Origin of the sequence: Candidatus Amarolinea dominans (genome assembly GCF_016704685.1) — a bacterium.
Classification (GTDB): Bacteria; Chloroflexota; Anaerolineae; order SSC4; family Amarolineaceae; genus Amarolinea; species Amarolinea dominans.
Window position 1 is genome coordinate 219,894 of sequence record NZ_JADIZS010000006.1, and the last position, 16,403, is coordinate 236,296.

Annotated in this window: 13 protein-coding genes; 1 reads left to right on the forward strand and 12 read right to left on the reverse strand. The window is 59.1% G+C overall.

Annotation, left to right across the window (positions count from 1 at the left end; genetic code table 11):
* Positions 1-18: 18 nt before the first annotated feature.
* The gene (locus tag IPF85_RS06115; RefSeq protein ID WP_343407184.1) at positions 19-1,986 is read left to right on the forward strand and encodes a hypothetical protein; all 1,968 of its coding nucleotides are present in this window, start codon (positions 19-21) and stop codon (positions 1,984-1,986) included.
* A gap of 72 nt (positions 1,987-2,058) precedes the next feature.
* On the opposite strand, the gene IPF85_RS06120 is transcribed toward IPF85_RS06115, so the two are convergent.
* From IPF85_RS06120 to IPF85_RS06175, 12 genes are all read right to left on the reverse strand, one after another.
* The gene (locus IPF85_RS06120; RefSeq protein WP_343407185.1) at positions 2,059-2,271 is read right to left on the reverse strand and encodes a cold shock domain-containing protein; all 213 of its coding nucleotides are present in this window, start codon (positions 2,269-2,271) and stop codon (positions 2,059-2,061) included.
* A gap of 290 nt (positions 2,272-2,561) precedes the next feature.
* Positions 2,562-4,055: a glycoside hydrolase family 32 protein gene (locus tag IPF85_RS06125; protein WP_343407186.1), complete on the reverse strand. Its 1,494-nt coding sequence runs from the start codon at positions 4,053-4,055 to the stop codon at positions 2,562-2,564.
* A gap of 76 nt (positions 4,056-4,131) precedes the next feature.
* Positions 4,132-5,163, reverse strand: a complete 1,032-nt coding sequence (locus tag IPF85_RS06130) for an oligopeptide/dipeptide ABC transporter ATP-binding protein (protein WP_343407187.1) — start codon at positions 5,161-5,163, stop codon at positions 4,132-4,134.
* Positions 5,144-6,163: an ABC transporter ATP-binding protein gene (locus tag IPF85_RS06135; protein ID WP_343407188.1), complete on the reverse strand. Its 1,020-nt coding sequence runs from the start codon at positions 6,161-6,163 to the stop codon at positions 5,144-5,146. The genes IPF85_RS06130 and IPF85_RS06135 overlap by 20 nt, the downstream gene beginning before the upstream one ends.
* Positions 6,164-6,200: 37 nt before the next feature.
* The gene (locus IPF85_RS06140) at positions 6,201-8,411 is read right to left on the reverse strand and encodes a GH32 C-terminal domain-containing protein (protein ID WP_343407189.1); all 2,211 of its coding nucleotides are present in this window, start codon (positions 8,409-8,411) and stop codon (positions 6,201-6,203) included.
* Between the two features lie 13 nt (positions 8,412-8,424).
* Positions 8,425-9,501, reverse strand: a complete 1,077-nt coding sequence (locus IPF85_RS06145) for an ABC transporter permease (RefSeq protein ID WP_343407220.1) — start codon at positions 9,499-9,501, stop codon at positions 8,425-8,427.
* Positions 9,502-9,648: 147 nt separating this feature from the next.
* Positions 9,649-10,746, reverse strand: coding sequence for an ABC transporter permease (locus IPF85_RS06150; protein ID WP_343407190.1), 1,098 nt, complete (start codon positions 10,744-10,746; stop codon positions 9,649-9,651).
* Positions 10,747-12,708, reverse strand: a complete 1,962-nt coding sequence (locus IPF85_RS06155) for an ABC transporter substrate-binding protein (RefSeq protein ID WP_343407191.1) — start codon at positions 12,706-12,708, stop codon at positions 10,747-10,749.
* 167 nt (positions 12,709-12,875) lie between these two features.
* Positions 12,876-13,892, reverse strand: a complete 1,017-nt coding sequence (locus IPF85_RS06160) for a LacI family DNA-binding transcriptional regulator (protein ID WP_343407192.1) — start codon at positions 13,890-13,892, stop codon at positions 12,876-12,878.
* Positions 13,893-13,966: 74 nt separating this feature from the next.
* Positions 13,967-15,043: a helix-turn-helix domain-containing protein gene (locus tag IPF85_RS06165; protein ID WP_343407193.1), complete on the reverse strand. Its 1,077-nt coding sequence runs from the start codon at positions 15,041-15,043 to the stop codon at positions 13,967-13,969.
* Between the two features lie 257 nt (positions 15,044-15,300).
* On the reverse strand, positions 15,301-15,612 hold the full coding sequence (locus IPF85_RS06170) for a substrate-binding domain-containing protein (RefSeq protein ID WP_343407194.1): 312 nt from the start codon (positions 15,610-15,612) through the stop codon (positions 15,301-15,303).
* A complete protein-coding gene (locus tag IPF85_RS06175) occupies positions 15,609-16,295 on the reverse strand; it encodes a LacI family DNA-binding transcriptional regulator (protein ID WP_343407195.1) in 687 nt (228 codons plus the stop codon). The genes IPF85_RS06170 and IPF85_RS06175 overlap by 4 nt, the downstream gene beginning before the upstream one ends.
* Positions 16,296-16,403: the final 108 nt, after the last annotated feature.

Consider the following 16,403-nt stretch of genomic DNA (forward strand, 5'->3'; position numbering starts at 1 on the left):
AGCCGCGTGGAGGACGCCATGAAACACAGCCAATCTTTCATCGTGACGTTTGTTCTTGCTCTGTTCGTAGCCGTGACCAACGCAGCCTCGGCGCAACCTGTTGCCCCCGGCAACTGGCAGTGCTGGGGGCCGAATGATCCTAATCCGTGCCAGCTCTCATTAAGCTCGGCGGCGATGGTCTCGCCCACGGACGGCTGGGCCGTCGGTGAAGGCGGCATCATCCTGCACTGGAATGGCAGCGTGTGGTCTCAGGTTACCAGCCCGATCACCGGCTGGCTACTCTCAGTGGCGATGGTTTCGACCACGGACGGTTGGGCTGTTGGTGAAGGAGGCGTCATTCTGCATTGGAACGGCAGCACCTGGTCCTCAGCACCAGTTTCGCTTGCTGCAAAGGCTGCCAGTCCCCTCACGAGTTCGCTCCATTCCGTAGACATGACCTCGGCCAGCGACGGGTGGATTGTGGGTGAAGCGGGCATCATCTTACACTGGAATGGCAACACTTGGATGCAGGTCGTTGGCCCGACACTGTCGGACCTGAAGTCGGTCGCCATGGTGTCGGCCATGGACGGCTGGGCAGTGGGCGAGGGCGTTATCCTGCACTGGGATGGCAGTAGCTGGTCCCAGGTCACCAGCCCGACGACTCAGGTCATAAGCTCTGTCGCCATGGTATCGGCAACGGATGGATGGGCTGCGGGCTACGACACCCTCTTTCACTGGGACGGCAGCGCCTGGGTGCAGTTCGCTACTCCTGCCACGGAGCCGTTGTTTTCAGTGGGAATGGTATCGGCAACGGACGGCTGGGCGGTGGGCTACAATGGGGTTATCCTGCACTGGGACGGCGACACCTGGGCTGTGGCCACCAGCCCAACCACAGGCTCACTCAATTCTGTGTTCATGGTGTCGCCAACGGACGGCTGGGCCGTGGGCGAAGGGGGCATCATCATACACTGGAATGGCGGCTTTTGGGCCTATGTCGTCAGTCCGCGACAACATGACCTGACTTCGGTGGACATGGTTTCAGCGACAGACGGCTGGGCCCTGGCCTACGACACCATGTTGCGTTGGAACGGCAACACCTGGACGCAAGTCGCTCTCCCCACGACAGAGGCGCTCTTCTCAGTGGACATGGTCTCAGCAACGGACGGCTGGGCGGTGGGCTACAATGGGGTTATCCTACGCTGGAACGGCAACGCCTGGACACAGGTCGCCAGCCCAACCACGGAATGGCTGCTGTCAGTGGCAATGGTCTCAGCTACGGATGGCTGGGCAGTTGGCGGAGGCGGCAATATCGTACACTGGAACGGCAACGCCTGGACGCAGGAGGCCAGCCCCACATCGTCGGGCTTGGGTTCGGTGAGCATGGTATCGGCCACGGATGGCTGGGCCGTGGGCAACTACGGCATCATTTTGCATTGGAACGGCAGCGACTGGTTACAGGTCACCAGCCCAACCACTGGCTCACTCAATTCTGTGTTCATGGTGTCGCCAACGGACGGCTGGGCCGTGGGCAACTACGGCATCATCATACATTGGGATGGCACTGCGTGGATGCAAGCCGCCAGTTCGACCACGCAATGGCTGAGATCGGTGGTCATGGTCTCAGCCGCGGAGGGCTGGGCAGTGGGCAATGGTGGGGCCATTCTTTACTGGGATGGCACTACTTGGACCCAAGCCGCCAGCCCTACCACCCATCCCCTGTCTGCGGTGGACATGGTGTCGGCCATAGACGGCTGGGCGGTGAGCGATTCGGGTGTTATCGTGCGCTACACGGCGCCAGCGCCTCCCACTGGTATTCACTTCACCGCGTTCAACCAGGCGCCGCCAGGCCTGGCCAAGCGAGGGTGGGTACTCTTCGGACTGGGAGCGATGCTACTCCTGCTGGGTCGTTTGGTTCGACATTTGGCATTGCAGACGCCAGCCGACGTTGATATTCGGAATACAAACGAGAAGGACCCGATCAATGACCGAATCCTTCTCGTTTACTGAGCACGGGAGGAGGTAATCTCGACGATTGCCTCCTCGTGCATTTTTCAACCCGCGCATCACGCGCGCGAGTCACTAGATCTTTTGGACGTTGCTAGCCGACGGGCCTTTGGGTCCCTGTTCGATTGCAAACTCGACGTGATCGCCTTCGGCCAGGCTGCGGAAGCCCTGACCCATGATTGCGGACTGGTGGACAAATACGTCTTTTGCGCCGGACTCAGGCGTAATGAAGCCGAAGCCCTTCTGATCGTTGAACCACTTGACGACGCCCTTTTCGCGAACTGCCATGTTGAAAACTCCTTTTCCAAATTATGATCCTGCGCTACAACCGTAGCCATGGTGCAAAACGTGGTCGTTCCCAACGGTAAAATAAAAGAGCCGTAAGACTTAAAGTCTTTACGGCTCATTTGCTTGGCACATCAAAGGACTTACTACATCTTGCAGAGTGTATCATACTTTAATTCGCTAACGGTGTCAAATTGACGATACGCGAAAAACAAGGATGAGGCGCGCAAGATCAGTTGGAGTAAGACCAAAACTCCACAGGGCCATGACTACATTCTCTGTCTTCTCGTCGCCTAATCTACCAGTTCCTCAACCTGCCAGATCGCCCCCATCGTCCAGACATCCAGCGATGTCACCTTCGCCGAACCACCGCGGCTGAAAAGGCGGACGCCCAGGCTGTCCGGTCGTGTGGGATAGATGCGGGTGACCAGGTTGGTCCGGCCACCGTTGGCGAAGACCTCCACCACCGAGCGGTCGAGGAAGATGTGTAGGGTCACCGACTCACCTGCGGCCAATGTGATCGGCGCGACGCACGGGGCGCGATCGACCTCGGTGTCTAGGCTGGCGTGATCACGCTCGATCACGATCCGCTGGGCCGCCTGTTGGATCATGATCGTCGTATATTCCTCGTCCTCCGGTGTACAGCGCACCTTGAAACCAACTTCTGCGCCAGCGCCCGGCTCCACCTGCGCGATGATCTCCAGGCAGTCACCGCGCACATTTTCTAGCCACGCGTTGGATTCGGCTGCGCGCGCGACGCCATCGCAATGCCAGTGTTGGCCGCGCAGGGCCTGCACTTCGGGCGTGGGTTCGAGGGCCAGGCTGCCGTCAGACGTCAACGAGACTCGCAGCGGCAGGGATAGCGCACCAGCCCAGCCTGCTTGCCGGCGCGCGGCCTCATTGCGGCCTTCGTTGAGCCAGCCCCACAGCAGGTAGCTACCATCGTTTCGCCGCAACGCTTGCGGCGCGTAGAAATCGCCGCCGGTGCCCGGATGCACCAGGATCTCCTGTCGTTCAACCTCGAAGCCGGAAAGCCCCAGGATACCCGTGACGTAGAAAGGGTACATTAGGCGCCAGGCGGGATCCTGGACCGAGATGATGAGGGCCTGCTTCGCCCCGAAGTCGAGCAGGTTGGGGCATTCCCACATCGCGCCCGTCGAGAAGGGGGCGGTTTGGTTGAGATTACCGCGGTGGATTGGCCCCAGGTACTCCCAGTCCCGCAGGTCATCCGAGCGGTAGCGTAGCACCAGGCCCCCCACGCCTGCGATCCGCGTACCGATGACCATGTGCCACTGGCCGTCGGCGCGCCATACGAAGGGGTCGCGGAAATCGCCGCCTGCGGTCGCAGCCAGCTCGGCTGGCAGCCCGGGGATCACGGGGTTGTCTGCCCATTTGTCCCAGGTCAGCAGGCCGTCCGTGCTGGTGGCGATGCTCACCGCCTGGGGGGCAACGCCTGTGTAGACGAGCGTGGGCAGCCCATTGTCGTCCACCGTACAGCCGGACCAGCACCCGCGCGCATCAGGGCCGCCTGGCGTGGGCGCGAGCGCAATAGGCAGATCGCGCCAGTGGACAAGATCGTCACTGACCGCATGACCCCAGTGGATACTGCCGTGGACCGGGGCATGGGGGTTGTGCTGATAGAACAGATGATACTGCCCCTGCCACTGGATAAGACCGTTGGGGTCGTTCAGCCAGTTGGCGGGCGCAGTGAAGTGATACTGCGGGCGGTGCGGGTCACATGCGTGCCGTCGCCGCGCGATAAGCGTCGGGTTGCTGCCGAAATTCATGAAAGAGATCCTATTCGCCTATATTTGGCTTGCTCCTGCCCGTTGAGTAGCCTGTTCTGATGGTTTGAACCTACGCCTACATCATCCCCTTCAGTTGAAGTTGGTCGGCATGATGGCAAGAGACAAAATGCTCCGGCGTGATTTCGCGCCATTGTGGCGTTTCGTTTTTACATTGTGAGGTCGCATAAGGACAGCGCGGGTGGAAGTAACAGCCGCTCGGCGGATGAGCAGGGTTGGCGACTTCGCCTTCCAGGATCATCCGCGCTGACTTGCGGGTCGGGTCCGGCAGCGGCACTGCCGACAGCAGCGCCTCGGTGTATGGGTGGCGCGGATGGTTGAACATTTCGTCCGACTTGGCCAGCTCGACGATCTTGCCCACATACATGACCGCCACCCGGTCGGAGATGTGCTCCACCACCGCCAAGTCATGGGCGATAAAGATATAGGAAAGATTCAGCTCTTGCTGCAGTTCTTTCAACAGGTTGAGGATCTGCGCCTGGACCGACACATCCAGCGCGGACACCGATTCATCGCAGACGATCAACTTGGGGTGACACACCAGCGACCGCGCGATGCCAATCCGCTGGCGTTGTCCGCCACTGAAGGCGTGCGGATAGCGGCGCAGGTGCCGTTCTTCCAGCCCGACCCGTTTGAGCGTGTCGATGACTTTCTCACGCACCTCTGCGCCCCTGGCAAGCTTGTTATAGACGAGCGGCTCCTTAACAATATCGAAAACCGTCATGCGCGGGTCGAGTGAGGAATAGGGGTCCTGGAAGATCATGTGGAAATGACGCCGGGTGGCCCGCAGCTCTTCGCCTTTCAGCGCGGTCAAATCGATCCACCGGCCGTCTATCTGCAGTTGGACCCGCCCGCGGGTCGGCTCAAGGGCCCGCACAATGCAGCGACCCAGCGTAGTCTTGCCGGAGCCGGATTCACCCACAATCGACAGCGTCTCACCCACGTTGACATACAGGTCCACATTATCCACGGCGCGGACATGGCCGGACACGCGCTTCATCAGGCCCTGTGTGATGGGGAAGTACTTAGCCAAATCATGCACGGCAAGGATCCGCGGGTCGGTCGTTGGGTTAGATATTTGTCCACTCATCTTCTGGCTCCGTTTCTTGGCTGTACAGGAAGCACCGCACGAAGTGCCCCGGTTCTTTTTCGAATAGCGCCGGCATAGACTTATCGCACAGGCCGGACATGGCGCTCGGGCAGCGGGTGGCGAATCCACATTGCCTGGGGCGGTCAATCGGGGTTGGCACCGTCCCGCTGATCACTTCGAGCTTATCCACTTTCTGGCCGGGTTTGGGGATGGAGCGCAGCAGCATCTGGGTGTAGGGGTGCAGCGGGTTGGCAAACAGCTGTTGCGTGGTGGTGCTTTCCACTACCTGGCCCAGGTACATCACGTAGACCCGCTCGACCGTTTCAGCGATTACCGCCATATTGTGGGTGATATAGATGATTGACATGCCCACTTCGTGTTGCAGCTCTCGCATCAGGTCAAGGATCTGCGCCTGGATGGTCACGTCCAGCGCTGTAGTCGGCTCATCCGCCAGGATGATCTTCGGGCTGCAGCTCAGGGCCATGGCGATCATCGCGCGTTGGCGCATGCCACCGGAAAGCTGATGCGGATATTCGTCATAGCGCTGGGCCGGGTTGGAGATGCCTACCCGGTTGAGCAACCCGATCACGTGCTCGCGATTCTTCTTCCGGTCGAGCTGCGTGTGCAACGCGACCATTTCGCTGATCTGGTGGCCGATGGTATAGACGGGCGAAAAGGCAGTCATCGGTTCCTGGAAAATCATGGCGATTTCGTTGCCCCGGATGGCGCGCAGCTCCGGCGCGTTGGGCGCCAGGGCGAAAACATCGATGGTGCTCCCATTCTTGCGGTGCAGCAGCGCCGTTCCCTTGACAATCTCACCCGGCGGCTGCACCAGGCGCATGATTGATTGGGACATCACGCTTTTTCCGCAACCGGACTCACCGATAATGCCGATCGTCTCCTGGTCCCCGACCATAAGGTCTACGCCATCTACCGCCTTCACAATGCCTTCATCGAGGAAGAAGAAGGTTTTCAGGTTTCGGATTTCTAGTTGATTCATTGGTGCGTATCCTTCGTTCTCGCGATTGTGCGACCCTTCACTCTGCGGGCACACCCCAGATGGAATCCAGCTCCCATGCCCTGAGACTCTGTAAATTAGTCTCGCCGCCTTCCGAGAACAATTCAGTGCCGAGACTGTTGGGGCTGGGAAACATCAGTGCAGACATGGTTACCACACCGTCATTGGCGAACACCTCAATGGATGACTGGTCGACGAAGATGTGCAGCCGGACCTTCCCATTTTGGGGAGCCAGTGGTGCGGTCATATACTTGGCAAAGCGGCCGCTGAACCTGGCGTTCTCCGAGTTTGTGCGGTCGAGAAACAGCGTCGCTGTGTTCGCGTCGTATCCGACGCTCACCCCATGATCACCGTTCACCACGGTCTTGATGCCGAACTTCGCTTTCGGATCGGTGATTTCAAAGGTCGCGTCGATCTCGTAGGTGTTCCTGGCTGGTTTGAACTCGGAAAGCGGCGTGATGCCTTGCAGCGTTCGCTGTTTGATCTGGATCGGTTCCTGGCGCAGGCCTTCGAAGGCTGGAATCGGCCGCTGGACGATGCGCAACCCGCCGGCATACGACGCCAGGCTGATTTCGCGGGGCAGGGCCAGCGCGCCTTTACCCCAAGAGGTGGGTACATCGTTGGCGTACTCCCAGTTGCCCAGCCAGCCCATCGTGACCACGCGATCTTCCGCGTTGTCGTAATCGCGATACGTGCGCACGGCGTAGTAATCCGCGCCGTGGTCGAGCCAGTTGGCGTGCTCGCGGCCGCTCACCATCGGCGTATCCGAGAACAAGATGTGATCCACGCTGACATGCCCGAGATCGGAAGCAGTGCGCTGATCGACGATCTGAATCTGCGCCTTCTTGCCCGCCAGTTCGGTCACGTCCCAGCTCACCCACTTCATGATATCGGAGCCGTCGCCGCTGGCGCGACGAATCGCGGCGCCATCCACAACCAGGCTGATACTGCCATCGCTGCCGTGAGCGCCACCGGCGACCAGAAAGTTAATGAAGCGCGTGCTGATGACAAACTCAGGCGACGTGACGGTTGCCAGTCCCCGGTCGCCGGTCTTTGATCCGGGCGTGTACGTGCTCAAGAAACCGGCGCCAAGAAAGCCTGACGTTTTGTAGAGGCCGAGATTTTCGCCGTTGCCGATGGCAATCTCGTCCCCTTCGCTGGTCCAGCCCGCCGGCAGGCCCTTCTCAAAGTCGGCAAACACTGCGCCCGGCAGGCCCTCGCCACGCAGGAGATACCCGTTCAAGGCCGGGTCCAGCGTGAATCTCTTCCCGTTAAAGTCCCCGACAAAGTACTGCTCCCGGTTGGGGCCTATCCCGCACAGCAGAACCCATTTCTTCTGAGTCGGGTCGCCATCCACGCTCAACTGGAAGATGTCAGGCACCTCCCAAACCTGCGACTGCGCGCCGATCGGGCCGAAGTCGCTCAGGTGCTCCCAGTGCTTGAGATCCTGCGAGGCATAGAAGCTGACCTTGCGATCATCCGAGAGCGTGATGATCATGATCCAGCGGTCGGTCTCAGGATGATAGAACACCTGCGGATCGCGGAACGCGGGTCGCTCGGAATCGAGCACCGGGTTCTGGTCGTAATATACGAAGCTCGTATAGTCGTAGCTGATCGATAGGCCCTGCACCTCTTCGCCTGTGCCTTGATAGTGCATGGTGTAGACGGCGATCATCGGCGGCTGATCGGAGTCCACCGCCAGGCCGCTGGTGTTATGTTTATCTACAACGACCGAACCGGAATAGTAGACGAAGGAGCCGTTATCGCCGATCATCGGCCAGATGCGTTCGTTCCAGTGCACCAGGTCTTTCGACTCGGCATGGCCCCACCAGAAGATGTGATAGAGGTTGTTGAAGCGGATCATCCCATCCGGATCGCCTAGCCATCCCTTGGCAGGTGAAAAATGAAACTGGGGACGATATACCTGCTGGTAACGCGATGCTTCCGAGATGGGATATTCGTATGCGTCCCGTGCCTCGGACGTCGCCAGATAGTCTACCGGGGTCTTCGGTCCCGGCGTGGGTTGCACGCTTGCCGCGGCTTGGGTCTCCACCGGCCGCGGCGTTGGGGCGGCGCTGGGAACGGCAGGCCGCGATTCCGGGCTATTCTGAGGCGCAAGCGCCGTCTGAGAATCATTCATCGGTCTCTGACATCCTCCAACTAACAAGAGCACCAGCAAAAGGAGCGAGAAACGTTTGTGCATCACAGAGAAAACCATTCGGCCACTCATGACAGGCCCTCCTTCAGCGTGTGTAGGGGTCCGCTGCGTCGCGCAGGCCGTCGCCAATGAAGTTGAACAGGACTACGGCCAAGATGATCGCAGCGCAGGGATATAGCAGCCACGGGTAGAAGGCGATCACGGTCACATCCTGGGCTTGCTGGAGCAGCGAGCCCCAGCTCACGTCGGGCGGGTTGATGCCCAAGCCCAGAAAGCTCAGGGTGGTCTCGCCCAGGATCATGCCCGGGATGGCGATGGTGATGTGAACGATGAGATAGCTCATGAAGCCGGGCAGCAGGTGTCTGAAGATGATCGCCAGGTTGCCGGCCGACGAGATCTTGGCCGCGGTGACATAGTCTTCTTCCCGCAGCGAAATGATCTTCCCGCGCACCACGCGCGCCAACCCCGTCCAGCCGACCAGCGACAGGATGATGGTAATGGCGAGGAAGGTTTGGATGCCGGTCCAATTCTCCGGGATGGCGGCTGAAAGGCCCATCCACAGGGGGATCTGCGGAATGCTCATGAAGAACTCGATCACCCGCTGGATGATGAGATCGATCGTGCCGCCGAAGAACCCGGAGATACCGCCAAGCAGGATGCCCAGGAAAAAGCTGACAAGCACGCCGCCGAAACCGATAAAGAGCGACACCCGCGCGGCATGCACGATTCGCGAAAACAGGTCGCGCCCAAGCTGGTCGCTGCCCATCAACATCAAGGGCTGCTCAGAACCAACTCCGATCAGATGCACGTCAGAGGAAATTACCCCCCACAGCTTGTACGGCTCACCTTTGGTAAAGAGACGCACGGGGTAACGCGTGCTGGTGTCGTCTGCAAACGTATAGGTATACGTCGCCTCATCCAGTTGGCTGGTCCGGCCGTACACGAACGGCAGGTGGAAAGCCCCTTCCGCGTCGCGGATGTGAATCTTGGTCGGACTGGCGTAGACCAGGTCGCCGAAGCGCGTGACCGGGCTGTAGGGCGCCACAAAGTTCGCCAAGATGGCCATCAGATAGATGCTAGCCAGCACCCAGAAACTAATCAGGGCCAGGCGGTGCTTTTTGAACTTGGCCAGCATCAGCCCATACTGCGACGCTTCCAGCATCTGCTCGGCGACCTTCTGGCGTCGTGCGCGGGTCCCGCGGTAACGCCGCAGCAGCTCGCCGGACCGGCGATTCACATAGTGTTCTGACGCACCTGATGCGCTGTTCGTGATAGTTGTTTGCATATTTGCACCCTTTCGCCGGGCTGCTTATTCGAAGCGAATGCGTGGATCGGCCCACGCCAGAAGAATATCGGATATCAACGTGCCGATAATGGTCAGTGTGCACAGGATCAACACGAACGCGCCGGCCAGGTACATATCCTGCCCCAAAGTGGCATCCAGGATCATGGGGCCAACCGTCGGTATGTTCAACACTTTGGATACGACCAACTCGCCGCCCACGACGCCAGGCAGCATCCAGCCGATAGTGCTGATGATCGGATTGATGGCGATGCGAATGGGATACAATAAAATCACCCGCCATTCAGGCAGGCCCTTAGCCCGCGCGGTCGTGACATACTGCTTCTTCAATTCATCCAGCAGCGTAGCGCGCAGGATGCGGATGAGCCCCGCCGCGCCGGTCACGGCCAAAACAACCAGCGGCAGCCAGATGTTCTTCAGCATATCTACGAACTTGGCCATGGACCAGGCCGCGTTGCGGAACTCATCTGAGAACAGCCCGGTCACCAGATATCCTGTCCGGGAGAAGACGACATACATGAGCACCAGCGCCAGCAGGAACGCCGGGATCGAAAGTCCTAAGAAGCTCAGAAAGGTGAAGAAATAGTCCCACACGGAGTACTTCTTCAATGCAGAGAGAATGCCGATGGGAATCGCGATGACCCAGGTTAGCGCAATGGACGCCAAAGACAATGCGATGGTGCGCGGCACGCGCTCCCCCAACAGGTCGGCGACCGGTCGCTGGTACCGGAATGAATTGCCGAAATCGCCGTGCAGGACGATCTTGGAGATCCACACGCCGTACTGCACGATCAAGGGCTTATCCAACCCATACTGCCGTTGAAGCGCAAGTTTCTGAGCGTCATTCAATGACCCGCCCTGCAGCTCAAGATTTCGTATGTAGCTGTCAACATAGTCGCCAGGCGGCAACTGAATGATGACGAACGAAACGATCGAGACAAGAATCAGCAATGGGATGAGGGCTCCCAAACGACGCACTAAGAACTTAAGCATGGCCGCTCCTTTCGGCTCGTTGGCGAGCGCGTGGGCGAGGATCGCTGTGGATTGCGCAGCCTTCAGGCCTGGCCCACGCCGCGGGCTGGGCCTGAAGGCTGACGACTTCATCTATTTCGCAGCAAACCAGTACCCTTCGGCGTTGATGTAAACGTCGAGGTCAAAGGGAGAACCATCATTCGGGAGATTTCGCAACCGGGCATCCACCGAATTAGGCTTGACCTGGTGCCCGACCACTGGGATCATCACGTAGTTGTCCGACATCCACTTGTACAGCTTGTTGTAGATTTCCATACCCTTGTCTGACTCGGGTGGGTACGCCTTGCGCGCTGTGTGCAGATCGTAGAACTCCTTGACGTACGCTGGCGGCTGGCGACCCTGTTTGCCGCCGGTGCTGTAGTACAACCAGGTCATCGGGGACCAGGGGCCTTTATGGTTAGGCAGGTAATCTTCGGAGATACCCGTAGCCCAGGCCTCGCCGTCGTTCCATTTCAAGGAGGCCATAATCTCGTTGGCGCTCCGGCGCTGATCCCACAGCGTGCCATCGACCACTTCGAGCTCGACATGCAGGCCGGATTTCTGAATCTGCTCCTTGAGCAGTTCGGCAATCGGCGCGGTTTCGGGCGCTTCCGTATTGAAGGTGATGCGGAAGATGAAGGGCTGCCCATCCGGCCCCAGGCGGAGGCCATCGCTGCCGCGCTTGTCAAGGCCCAGCGCGTCCAGCAGGCTATTGGCCTTCTCCAGGTCAGGCCCCGTGGCATTCATGAAGGGCTGGCCGAACTTGCCAAAGAAGATGGTCTTGTTAACCTCATTCGGATCCATCGCGGCGGCGATCGCCTGCCCGAAGCGACGTTCGGGATCCGTGATCAGCTTCTGCCAGACGCTGCCTTCCTTGTCATACTCATAGTCCAGGTTGAGGAAGAGCATGGTCGGATAGTTGAAGGAACCGGTGGTGAAGATCTTGCGGTTGAACTGAGCTGCCGTCTGCACCAGAACCGGCATGTCGCTGAGCGAGACGTTGTTGCCGCCCGCGAGCGTGACCTTGCCGGCCATGACGGCGTTGAGTGTGGCCGCGCTGTCAATGGCGAGGTTGTTGACCACGCGGTCGACATAGGGCAGCTGGCGGCCGTTGGAGTCAACATGCCAGAAGTAGGGGTTGCGCTCGAAGACACGGCGATCTTGGGTTGCTTCGGTGAGCACCCAGGCGTTCAACGTGGGCTGGCCCAAGGCGCGAATCTCACCGCAATCCCAATGCGCGACGTCCTTGGTGTTGAGCAAGTTGACCCAACTGGTTTCATTCGCTTCCTTGAGCAGTTTCTCAAGTTCGGCCGGATCAGCATATTTTGCATGGAACTTCTTCAAGTAGTGCGCCGGCTTGAACATGAAGTCGTAGTTCGGGATCCAGGAGTTGAGGGCGGCGACGAACGCGCCATAGGGCTTGCTGAACTTCAACTCAAAGTTGTACTCGTCGATGATCTTCATCTCAGCGGCCCCGTTGGCGGCGCTGCCCTGGGCATTCAGTTCAGAGGGGAAGCCGCGCAGCACATCCGGGTCGGCATAGATATCCTCGAAGGCGAAGCGGATGTCCTCGGTGGTCAGCGGCTCGCCGTCCGACCAGCGCAAGCCCTTGCGCATGCCGAAGGTATAGGTGGTGTAATCATCTGAAATCTTCAGCGAGCCGATAACATTGGGCAAGGAGGCCTTAGTTGTCTGGCTGGGGGAGCGCAAGATGGTCGAACCTTGACCGATATTCAGGAATCCCGAGCCCCAGGACGCAGCGATATTGATGTCGCCGCCGTATTGGCCGTTTTCCCAGGCGCCGTACTCTTCTTGCAACAGGACGCCGGGGCCAACGACGAAAACGTCATCTGGCAGGCGCTGGTCGATGGGTGGGAGCTTGCCAGAAGCGACACGATCGGCCAGGAAGGGCGGTTCGATGAACCCGCGGGCTGATTTGGCTTCGGCAGGGGCAGCAACCGGCGGCTGGGTCGCGGCCGCGGGTTGAGTCGCGGCTGGTGGCGGCGTCGGGGTAGGCGAGCTGCACCCAGCAACAGCCAGGATGATGGTGATCAATATGATGATCTGCGCAAAGTGAAGTAGCTTTCTCATTCTTTCCTCCAAATTCGATCTTGGTGATGCTGCGTAATCGCACATGACGGTGCCTGGCTGTCTGAGACGTATTCCTGAACGATGCAATCACCTCCTTATTTGCCTGCACGTGTCGGAATGGCAGCGGCGGGTTAGACCGAGAACCGCTCAATATACGGACATTCGATGGAATGTTGAATTGGCTGCATGTCGTCTTCCGGGTCCAGGTGTTCCAGCAGGTAGTTGATAGCCCATTGGCCCATCGCATAATGGGGTAATTCCATGGTGGAAAGGCCAGGGTTAAGATGGGCGGCAATGATCTCCTGGTTGTCGAACCCTATCACCGCGACATCGTCAGGCACGGTGAGATTGAGCTTGCGCAAGGCATAGTACGCGCCCATCGCCATGCGGTCATTGAAACAAAACAGCGCGGTCGGCGGGTTCGGCACCTGCATGACTGTCTGCGCGGCGCGCTGGCCGCCATCAGGATCCGAGTTATCAGAGACCACCAGCGCCGGGTCGAAAGCGATGCCGTGCGCCGCCAAAGCAGCCAAATAGCCTTGCAGGCGGGCGGCGGTCGCGGGGATGGGGTCAATATTGTTGAGAAAGCCCACCCGCTTGTGCCCCTTTTCCAGCAGAATCTTGGTGGCATTGTAGCCCCCGCCGACCTCATCCGGGACAACCGAAGGCAGCGAGCGGTCGGCTACAAAGCAGTCGAGCAATACCGACGGGATCTCCCACAGCAGATCGGGCGGGGTCACGGGGCGATGATAAAAAGTCGCGTAGATGATGCCGTCGACCTGGCGCTCCAGCATCATATCGAACGCGGCTGCCTGCAACTGGGGGTCATTCTTGGTATTGGCTAGAAGCAGAACCTTGCCCAGTGTCCAGGCAGCATCTTGAGCGCCCTCAAAGATTTTTCCTGCATACGGCGTGGTGACAATTTCATCGGACACAAATCCGAAGTTGCCGGATCGTTGAGCGCGGATTATCTTGGCTGCCAGGTTTGGGCTATAGCCAAGCTCGGACATCGCCGCCATGACTCGTTTCTTGGCTTCATCTGGGATATGAGAATTATCGTTAATCACCAGAGAAACAGTCGTCCGTGAGACACCAGCCAGATTGGCCACATCAATCAGCGTCGGATTGGGTTTTGTTTGTTTTGCCATTTGGAGGTCCTTATGGTTAAGCGGCAGGGCCTTGGGTTACTATAATTGAATTATACAAAGCGCGAGCGCGGCAGTCATGCACAAAAGGAAGTGAATCCTGCAGAATTGGGAGCAAGATCGGACAGGTCGTTCGAGTCTTGCTGGCAACGGACCTGGCGGCGGAAGGCGCACGGGCTGCGGCCGGTTTCCCGATGGAAGACCCGACTAAAATAGGCGCCGTCGTTGTAGCCAACCCGACCGGCGATCTCAGTGGCAGTGAGATTCGTGACGCGCAGTAATGTTTTGGCTTGCTCGATGCGGGAGCGAGTCAGGTATTCCCACGGTGTGATGCCCAGGTCGCGTCGGAAAACGTGCGTGAGGTGCCGTTCGCAAACTGCGACGTGCGACGCGATCTGGCGGCGCGACAACTGCTCGGCGGCATAATTCTGCCGGAGATAGGTGATGGTCCGGCGGGTCAACTCATGGACCTGCAGTGGCAGGTCCATCTCGACGGGTAGTGTGCTCGGCGACGCCTCCACCGGACGGTCCATGCGGCGTTTCGGCTGGGGCAGCGGCAGATAGATGTGGAAGGTGACCCCTGCGCCGGGGAGGCTCGAAAAAGTCATCTTGCCGTCATGCAGTCTGACCAGCTGGTAGGTCACGTGTAGCCCAAACCCCAGGCCTGCGACAGGGTGTGATGGCCGCTCCGCCGTCAGAAGGGCGTGAAAGATGTACTGCTGCTCTAACGGCATACCCTGCCCGGTGTCGGCAACCCAGAAGTGAAGATGGGTGGTCGTGGGCAAGGCGCCTAGCGTGATGTGACCTTGCTTCGCGAACCTGTAGGCGTTGCTGAGCAGGTTGTAGAGGATCTGATGCAAACACAGCGGGTCAACGCGGATAGCAGGCAGCGCTTCGGGCAGTTCCAGCCGCCACTCCATCCCAACGCGCGGCGGCAAGCTCTCTGACATCGCCCGGAACGCGTCGGCCAGAAGAGCGTTTGGGGCCACAAGCGCAGGGAGGACCTTCATCTCAAGGATTCCTAGCCGTTCTTCGGGCGCGAGGGACACCAGGTCTGCTTCATGGGAGATCAGCGCCACGCCCAACTCGCTGGCTCGCTGGTATATGACCTCGCGTGCCAGGGACCAAGAGGGGGCGTCCGCTTCCAGTTGCATGCCACTCCGCGTCATTCGAAACATAGAAGGTCCTCCCTGGTTCCTGCCATCAGGTTTTCGACAATCTTTGGGCCTATCCGCGAAGATGATTCGTATTACTAATACGTATTAGTAATACGATTTTTTTCCCTGTACGTCTACAGTGCTCAGAGAACGTACAGGGAAGCGCGACGTTTTTGACGGGTGTTCTTTTCTCGGAGGACCGCCCTACCGTGGCGATCATTCGGGACTGAAGCGATCCGTGTCCTAATGGCGTCTCAAGCCGATTCCCGCTTGACGAGCGGGCATTCGATCTTGTGCTGGATCGGCCCGCCGGCCGCCAGGTTGGCGTCGTGTTCGATAAGGTAATTGACGGCCCACTCCCCCATCTCGTAGTGGGGCAACTGCATTGTGGAGAGGGGCGGGTACAAGTGGGCGGCGATGAGCTGTTCGTTGTCGAAGCCCATCACCGCGATATCTTCGGGAATCGCGAGGCCTAGCTTGCGCAGCGCATCGTAGGCCCCCATCGCCATCCGGTCGTTAAAGCAGAAGATCGCACTGGGACGATCAAGGCGTTGCATCAGCTTCATACACCCCCGGGGTAGCCGCCCCCCTGATCGCTCAGATCAGACAGCACCAGGCTGTCATCGTACACGATTCCGCGGCCGGCCAGAGCTTGTTGGTAGCCCTCCAGGCGCCCCAGCGTGGCAGGGATCACGTGGACGTTATTGATGAATCCAATGCGGCTGTGTCCTTTGCTCAGCAGATGCTCGGTGGCCCTGCGGCCTCCTTGTATGTCATCCGGCACTACCGAGGGCAGCGATCTATCCTGAACGAAACAGTCGAGCAGAACGGTGGGAACGCTGCGCACGGTATCAGGCGGATCAGCTGGACGGTGGTACATGGTGGCATAGATGATGCCCTCAACCTGTCGCTCCAGGAGCATTTCGATGGCGGCCTTTTCCACATCCTCATTGCCACCGGTATTCGTCAGCATCAGCAGCTTGCCGTTGGCCCACGCTGCATTTTGCGCGCCTTCGATGATCTGCCCAGCGTGCGGCGTGGTGGCGATCACATCGCTGATCAGACCGATGAGGTGGGTCTTGCTGGTGCGCAGAATCTGCGCCGCAACATTGGGACGGTACCCCAACTGCTCAACGGCTTCGAGTACGCGGCCTTTGGTCTCATCGCTGATCATGATGCCCGACCGCTTGTTGAACACAAAGGAAACAGTTGTCTGCGATACACCCGCGACGCGGGCGACATCTCTCATCGTCGGAGCTCGTTTTCTTTGGGCCGTCATCCTATTTACCCTCGCGTTTCGTCAGGCTGACCGACTAATACGTAGTAGTAATACGTATTAAATTATAACATGGCAACG

Bases quoted from the DNA above. Each gene is read 5' to 3' on its own strand.
- IPF85_RS06120 (WP_343407185.1), bottom strand. From the start codon at position 2,271: ATGGCAGTTCGCGAAAAGGGCGTCGTCAAGTGGTTCAACGATCAGAAG.
- IPF85_RS06150 (WP_343407190.1), bottom strand. From the start codon at position 10,746: ATGAAGTCGTCAGCCTTCAGGCCCAGCCCGCGGCGTGGGCCAGGCCTG.
- IPF85_RS06170 (WP_343407194.1), bottom strand. From the start codon at position 15,612: ATGAAGCTGATGCAACGCCTTGATCGTCCCAGTGCGATCTTCTGCTTT.
- IPF85_RS06130 (WP_343407187.1), bottom strand. From the start codon at position 5,163: ATGAGTGGACAAATATCTAACCCAACGACCGACCCGCGGATCCTTGCC.
- IPF85_RS06145 (WP_343407220.1), bottom strand. From the start codon at position 9,501: ATGCTGGAAGCGTCGCAGTATGGGCTGATGCTGGCCAAGTTCAAAAAG.
- IPF85_RS06140 (WP_343407189.1), bottom strand. From the start codon at position 8,411: ATGAGTGGCCGAATGGTTTTCTCTGTGATGCACAAACGTTTCTCGCTC.
- IPF85_RS06135 (WP_343407188.1), bottom strand. From the start codon at position 6,163: ATGAATCAACTAGAAATCCGAAACCTGAAAACCTTCTTCTTCCTCGAT.
- IPF85_RS06165 (WP_343407193.1), bottom strand. From the start codon at position 15,043: ATGCAACTGGAAGCGGACGCCCCCTCTTGGTCCCTGGCACGCGAGGTC.
- IPF85_RS06125 (WP_343407186.1), bottom strand. From the start codon at position 4,055: ATGAATTTCGGCAGCAACCCGACGCTTATCGCGCGGCGACGGCACGCA.
- IPF85_RS06160 (WP_343407192.1), bottom strand. From the start codon at position 13,892: ATGGCAAAACAAACAAAACCCAATCCGACGCTGATTGATGTGGCCAAT.
- IPF85_RS06115 (WP_343407184.1), top strand. From the start codon at position 19: ATGAAACACAGCCAATCTTTCATCGTGACGTTTGTTCTTGCTCTGTTC.
- IPF85_RS06175 (WP_343407195.1), bottom strand. From the start codon at position 16,295: ATGAGAGATGTCGCCCGCGTCGCGGGTGTATCGCAGACAACTGTTTCC.